At 68.1% G+C, this 1,424-nt stretch carries 2 protein-coding genes and 1 pseudogene; 2 read left to right on the top strand and 1 reads right to left on the bottom strand.

Annotated elements, in window-relative coordinates; genetic code table 11:
- A partial coding sequence (locus ACFYMC_RS29750; protein WP_388531267.1) for an acyl-CoA carboxylase subunit beta occupies positions 1-886 on the top strand: 886 nt, incomplete at its 5' end.
- Between the two features lie 15 nt (positions 887-901).
- Positions 902-1,093 (top strand): acyl-CoA carboxylase subunit epsilon, encoded by a 192-nt coding sequence (locus ACFYMC_RS29745; RefSeq protein WP_388531264.1) that lies wholly within the window; start codon positions 902-904, stop codon positions 1,091-1,093.
- A 227-nt stretch (positions 1,094-1,320) separates the two neighbouring features.
- Here the strand turns inward: ACFYMC_RS29745 and ACFYMC_RS29740 are convergent.
- A pseudogene (locus ACFYMC_RS29740) lies at positions 1,321-1,424 on the bottom strand (ATP-binding protein); the annotation flags it as partial.

Genomic DNA, 1,424 nt, shown 5'->3' with positions numbered 1-1,424 from the left:
CTCCGGCGTCGCCCACTTCGCCTACGACGACGAGGAGACCTGCCTCGCCGAGGTCCGCTACCTGCTCTCGCTTCTGCCCTCCAACAACCGAGAGAACCCGCCGGTTCACCAGAGCGACGACCCGACCGATCGGCGCTCGGAGGTCCTGCTGGACCTGGTGCCCGCAGACGGCAACCGCCCCTACGACATGCACAAGGTCATCGAGGAACTCGTCGACGACGGCGATGTTCTGGAGATCCACGAACGCTGGGCCCGCAACATCATCTGTGCCCTTGCCCGACTTGACGGTCAGGTCGTCGGCATCGTCGCCAACCAACCCCAGTCGCTGGCCGGCGTGCTGGACATCGAGGCATCCGAGAAGGCTGCTCGGTTCGTCCAGATGTGCGATGCCTTCAACATTCCGATCATCACGCTGTTGGACGTCCCGGGGTTCCTGCCGGGCGTCGACCAGGAGCACGGCGGCATCATCCGGCACGGCGCGAAACTGCTCTACGCCTACTGCAACGCGACCGTCCCGCGCATCTCACTGATCCTTCGTAAGGCCTACGGCGGCGCCTACATCGTCATGGACTCCCAGTCCATCGGTGCCGACCTCACCTACGCCTGGCCGACCAACGAGATCGCCGTCATGGGCGCCGACGGCGCCGCCAACGTCATCTTCCGCAGGCAGATCGCCGAGGCCGACGACCCCGAGTCCATGCGCACCCGCATGGTCAAGGAGTACAAGGCCGAGCTGATGCACCCCTACTACGCCGCCGAGCGAGGTCTGGTCGACGACGTCATCGACCCCTCCGAGACCCGCGAGGTACTCATCTCCTCCCTCGCCATGCTTCGCAACAAGCACGCCGACCTGCCGTCCCGCAAGCACGGCAACCCGCCGCAGTAAGGAGACTTGCCGCAAATGACCACCGATACGCTGCTGCGCGTCGAAAAGGGCCATGCAGAGCCCGAGGAGCTGGCCGCGATCACCGCGATCCTGCTGGCCCGGGCCTCCGCCACGCCTGCTGCGCCCGCGCAGGCCCGCTCCACCGCCGGCTGGCGTCGACTGGAGCGGACCCCTGGATTCCGCGCCCCGCACAGCTGGCAGGGCTGAGCCGAACGGCTCCCCGCACGAACGGCCGCTCCCCCGGTCCGAAGGACCCACACCCCGTGGGCTCCGGACCGGGAGAGCGGCCGTTTCGGCGTTGGGCGTCTGCCTCCGTATGAGTAGCCGTGCCACCGCCTTGCGGACCTGCAGTGGAGTCCGTCGCCCACGACGCCGGAACGCCGGGAACCCCTGAGGGCACCCGGCGTTCCGGATCCGTGCGGAAAATGCCGCGGCTACCGCAGACGCGCCATGAGGGCGTGTTCGACGAGGGTGATGAGGGCGCTTTTGGCGTCGGCGCGGTGGCGGGCGTCGGTGGTGATGATGGGGGCGTCGGGGC

Source organism: Streptomyces sp. NPDC006879, from assembly GCF_042869595.1.
In the GTDB taxonomy this organism is placed as follows: domain Bacteria; phylum Actinomycetota; class Actinomycetes; order Streptomycetales; family Streptomycetaceae; genus Streptomyces.
Note: the sequence above shows the minus strand (reverse complement) of the source record. Positions and strands in the feature narration are given on the sequence as shown.

What these genes read in the sequence shown, in the direction of transcription:
- ACFYMC_RS29745 (WP_388531264.1), top strand. Translation starts at nt 902, where the DNA reads ATGACCACCGATACGCTGCTGCGCGTCGAAAAGGGCCATGCAGAGCCC.